This is a genomic window from Clostridium sp. ATCC 25772 (assembly GCF_001573875.1).
Taxonomy (GTDB): domain Bacteria; phylum Bacillota; class Clostridia; order Clostridiales; family Clostridiaceae; genus Clostridium_J; species Clostridium_J senegalense.
Map to the genome: position 1 here is coordinate 1 of NZ_LFRG01000086.1, position 5551 is coordinate 5551.

At 25.6% G+C, this 5551-nt stretch carries 2 protein-coding genes; one reads left to right on the plus strand and one right to left on the minus strand.

The features are described 5' to 3' along the window. Positions 1 to 226: 226 nt before the first annotated feature. Complete coding sequence (locus tag AZI32_RS16645) at positions 227 to 3400, plus strand: sensor histidine kinase (protein ID WP_061997037.1); 3174 nt, start codon at positions 227 to 229, stop codon at positions 3398 to 3400. Between the two features lie 23 nt (positions 3401 to 3423). Here AZI32_RS16645 and yjeM read toward each other — a convergent pair whose 3' ends face one another. Continuing rightward, positions 3424 to 4926, minus strand: coding sequence for a glutamate/gamma-aminobutyrate family transporter YjeM (gene yjeM / locus AZI32_RS16650; RefSeq protein ID WP_061997039.1), 1503 nt, complete (start codon positions 4924 to 4926; stop codon positions 3424 to 3426). Between the last annotated feature and the right edge of the window lie 625 nt (positions 4927 to 5551).

The following is a 5551-nucleotide window of genomic DNA, read 5'->3' on the forward strand; positions in this document are numbered from 1 at the left end:
CTCGCATTTGTTTATATTGCTGCTATTTTTGTTTTATCTAAATAAGTTTTAGATATTTTGTTTTCAGACACGTCCTAGTAAAATTTAAAAAATTATTAAATTTTATTAGTAAAAGTACAAGTATATGTAATAAAAATACTATAATATAATTATAAAGTTTGTAATAGAATGTTGATTTGAATATTCAAATACTTAGATAGAGTAATTTTATTAAAAGGAGTTTGATATGAAAGAAAAAATTATAATGATTTTTATATTTTTAATTATATTTTGTATAAAGAATTATTCTGTTTATGGAGAAACAGAAATTCATAAATTAAATTTTGAAAATATAACAGTAGATGATGGTTTATCTCAATCATCAGTGAATGTAATATTTCAAGATAGTGAGGGATATATTTGGATAGGAACAGATGACGGACTAAATAGATATGATGGACATCAGTTTTATGTATATAGATATGATGAAGAAAATATAAGTATAAATTCCAATTGTATATCTGATATATTTGAAGATGCAGAAGGATATCTATGGATAGGTACTTCGCGAGGGATAAATAAAATAAGTAAAGATGGTAAAGTTTTAGAAACATATAATGCATACAGTGATTTATCACATTATAAGATTATTGATATAATGGAAGATAGTAATGAAAAAATATGGGTGGCTACAGAAAATGGATTAAATATAATAGATAAAAAAACTAAAAAAGTAGATAAATTTTTTAATGAAATAAATAATATTAACTCGTTAAGTAGTGATTTTATAACTAGTATATGTAAGGATATAAACGGTGATATATGGATAAGTACAAATAATGGATTAAACAAGTTTGAAGTCAAAAATAACAAACTTATAAGATATAATAATGATTTAGTAAATGGTACATATATAACTAAAGTGTACAACGATAATGAAAAAATTTTTATAGGAACAAAAGAAAATGGATTATTTGAATTAAATATAAAAACTAATAAAATGAGCAAATATAATTATGAGGATTTAAATGGGAACATAAGTAGTATATTTAAAGATGATTCAGAAAATATGTGGATTGGCAGTGATAATGGATTAATAAACATTAAAGATAATAATTTTATAACTTATAAAAACAATTATTATGATAGTCAAAGTTTAGTGAGTGATAATGTGTTATCAATTACCCAAGACAAATCCGGATTAATATGGGTAGGAACCTATGGAGGAATTAGCATTTTTAATCCTAATAAGTTATTTACACACTATAAAAGGATTCCTATGATGGAGGAGACTTTAAGTTCAGATCAAGTTTCAGGAATATATGAAGATGATGATGGGTTAATTTGGTTAGGTACAAAAAATGATGGATTAAATGTTTTAGATAGGTACAATAATTCTATTAAAGTATTTAAAAAAGATGATATAAAATCCATAAGTGACAATCAAATATGGCAAATTACAGGTAAAGGTAACGAGATATGGATAGCTACAGCTAATGGATTAAATAAATTTAATAAAAATACTGGAAAATTTACTAGTTACTATCATGAGGACAATGAAAATAGTCTAATAAATAATGATGTTAGATCACTTTTTATTGATAATAAAGGAATCCTTTGGATTGGGACAACAAATGGAGTATGCACATTAGACTCAAATGGGAATTTTAAAGACTACTCATACATATTTAATGATAATAATATAATGGACAAGTCTATAACGTCAATATATGAAGATGAATATGGGAATATATGGTTTGGGACATCTATAGATGGAGGAATAGTAAAATATAATAGGGATACGGAGGAAGTTAAAAACTATATTCATATAAAAGGTGAATCGAATACAATAAGTTTTAATGCTATAAAATGCATAACTGGAGATGGCATAGGTAATTTATGGATTGCAACTAGTTACGGAATAAATAAATTTAACATAAAAAATGAAAAATTTATAACGTATAATGATAAAAATGGTCTTTCAAATAATTTTACATATGGAATTTTAATTGATGATGATAAGAATCCTTGGATAAGTACAAACAATGGAATTTGTAAATATAATATTGAAAGAGATAGCTTTACAGTTTTTGATATAACAGATGGATTACAGAATAAAGAATTTAATACATATTCTTATTTTAAAAGTAAAAATGGTGAGATGTTTTTTGGAGGGACAAGTGGATTTAATAGCTTTTATCCAAAGAATATAAATAAGCCTGATTATACTGCAAAGGTTAAAATTGAAAGTTTAAAATTTAATACAAAAGATATAAATATAACAAAAAATATTGAATTAAAATACGATGAGAACTATTTAAATTTTGAGTTTTTTTTACCTGACTTTAAAAACACTGCACAAACAACATATTATTACAAATTGCAAGGTCTAGACGATGATTGGATAGATTCAGAAAATAGAAACTATGCAAAGTATACAAATATTCCACCAGGAAACTATAAGTTTTTAGTTACAGCAAGAAGTTCAAATGGTAATTGGAGTAATCCTACAGAACTTAATATAAAAATATTGAATCCACCTTGGAAGTCTGGATGGGCCTATCTAATATATTTGTTGGTAATTTTACTAATTATATATATAGCATGGAATTATGTGAAAATTTTAGAATCCATAATATTTGAGAGAACTCATCAACTTAATATTAAATTTGCAGAGAATGAAGAATTATATAAACAAGTTATTGAAGTTGAAAAATATAAAAACAACTATTTCGTTAATTTATCTCATGAACTAAGAACACCCTTAAATTTAATTTTATCATCAGTACAATTAATAACTAATTTTAATCAGTCTAGTGAGGGAATAAGTAGAAATAAATTAGAGGAATATATGTTAGTTTTACAAAGAAATTCTAAAAGGTTATTAAGGCTTATAAATAATATAATAGATACTTCAAGAATAGAAGCTGGAGAATATAAGTTACATATAGCAAAAGTAGATATTATTTATATAGTTGAGGAACTAGCACTTTCAATGAAAAATTTTGTAGAAAATAATGGTATAGAATTAATTATAGATCCAGAGATAGAAGAATTTGAAATTGAATGTGATGTAGATACAATAGAGAGGTGTTTAATTAATTTAATTGGAAATGCAGTGAAATTTACTGAAAAAGGTGGAAAGATAGAAGTTATTGTTTGGACTGATAGTTATAAAGTATATATAGATATTAAAGATACTGGTATAGGAATAGATAAAAAATATCATGAAAGTATATTTAATAGATTTTCTCAGACCTACAGCAAAAGTACGGAAGAACATGGTGGAAGTGGTCTTGGATTGACTGTAACTAAACAAATAATAGAACTTCATAATGGAGAAATAAAAGTTGAAAGTGAATTAGGTAAGGGGAGTAAATTCACATTAATATTACCAATAAATCAAACAAAAAAACATTGACATTAGTTGTCAATGTTTTTGTTTTACAGTTTATTAGCCTTCTTTTTTTTATCGTAATTTGAATATAAGATTAATGCAACTACTGTAAATATTAATGGTCCTGCTAAACTGAATATTGAAGTGACATAGTCATCATTAATAGCAGGTTCTATTATAGAAAATATATTTGCAAAGCCAACAGTAGCTGTAACAATTATAGTTAATATTAAAGATACTGATTTACTTTTAAACATTACAAATGGCTTTTTAATTTCATCTTTTCTTTTAAATGATATAAAAGCACCTGCTAAGAACATATAAGGTATAGTCATTGCAACATTTGTCATAGCTATTAATATATCAAAGAATTTAGTAGCGGCATCTCCTCCGAAAGATACTAATGCAATTATTACAATTACAACAACGGCTTGAACCTTCATTGCAGTTACAGGTATTCCATTTTCAACTTTAGATATTTTATCGTTGAATAATCCTTTTGGAGAACCTTCTATTAATTGTTTTACTGGTGCATATGTCATAGTAAAAAATGCTCCAAATAATGCAAGTAACATGGAAAGTCCAACAAACCTAGCAATCCAGTTACCAATTGATATTGATACTGCTTCACTAGCACCAAATGTTGTTCCAAGAGTATATCCTAGGTTATTCATTACTATGTAACCAACATTGGCTTTATTAACTACATCAGAAGATAATGTTTTATCCCAATTAGTGAATATTCCTATACAAAATAGGCCAATAGCATAACCAACAGCTATAACTATAGCTGAAAAAGTTAAACCTTTTGGAAAGTTTTTTTCAGCATTTTCTGTCTCATCAACAAGACCACCAACAACTTCTATTCCACCAAATGCAAAAATTGCAAAAACTAAGAATGACAGAATAGATATAGGGCTAGTATAAGCTGGATTTGGTGAAGAAATAAATGATGAAAGTGAATCTATTGGTTGAGCAAGTTTTCCACCATTGCCTATTAATACAATTATAGCTCCACCTATAAGTAAAATATTAAGTAATGCAACAGCAGTACCACCTATAGAAGTAACTTTTTTTATTTTATCTAACCCCTTTGTAGATATAAAAGTTATAAGTATTATTAATAAAATTCCTAAAATTCCAAGGGTTTTAGGAGAGCTCAATCCCAATATAGTCCAAGTTGAAGTCTTATCAACTCCAGAAATAGCTGTAGAAAGTGGAATCCAAATAGTAGATGATATATTAACCATCCAAATTATTGCTGATGTGTACCACATAAAAGTTCCAACAAAAGCATATCTAGGTCCTACTGATTTTTCCATCCAAGAAAAAATACCACCTTTTTCATTTTTAAATGCTGCTCCATATTCTGCTATCATAAATGCAAATGGAATAAAAAATATTAAAGATGAAATTATGTAGAATGGTATAGCACCATATCCCATTAAGTAAAATGATCTTGGCATATTATTAAAGCCATAAACTGAAGTAAATATCATTAATATTAGTGCAGTTAAAGATAATTTTTTATTATTATTATTTGATGACATTTTATTTCCTCCTTTACAAAGTTTACAATTTGTTAATAATTTAGTGGCTACAAGATTATATTATACGGGTTTTGTCGAAAAAAACAAGATAAAAATTTAAAAAATTTTGAACATATATTAAATATAGATGATTTATACAGTTTGAAAAAAAATTGTTAAAAAATTATTGTTAATGGTATTATGTGTATTGGTTAAAAAGTAAATACATTTATAGGGTTCCAAGTTGACTCTTAAAATTATTCATTTATCAAATGAGAAAACTCAAATTAATATTTTTTCAATAACTAACAAATTATTTTAGTTAAAAGTTAAGAGTGAATAGTTAACAGTTGTGGTTATTACTATTCACTTCGTTCCTAGTAATTCTCAACGTATGTTTTTATAAACTTTCAAATCAAATTATATTGATAGATTTTTTAAAATCATTTTCAGAAAGTGGTTGCCATTTTCATCCTAAATTCATAATTTCTTTAACTAAATATATTTGCACTTATTTTTCTCAACTGATAACAAAAATTTGATGTATAAATTTAAGTTATAGATTGCATCCATATATAGGGTTCCAAGTTGATAGCTAAAATTATACTGAATAATAAAAATCTTTCTACAAATACTTAATATACGT

Coding starts and splice junctions, on each gene's coding strand:
- AZI32_RS16645 (WP_061997037.1), top strand. CDS start 227: ATGAAAGAAAAAATTATAATGATTTTTATATTTTTAATTATATTTTGT.
- yjeM (WP_061997039.1), bottom strand. CDS start 4,926: ATGTCATCAAATAATAATAATAAAAAATTATCTTTAACTGCACTAATA.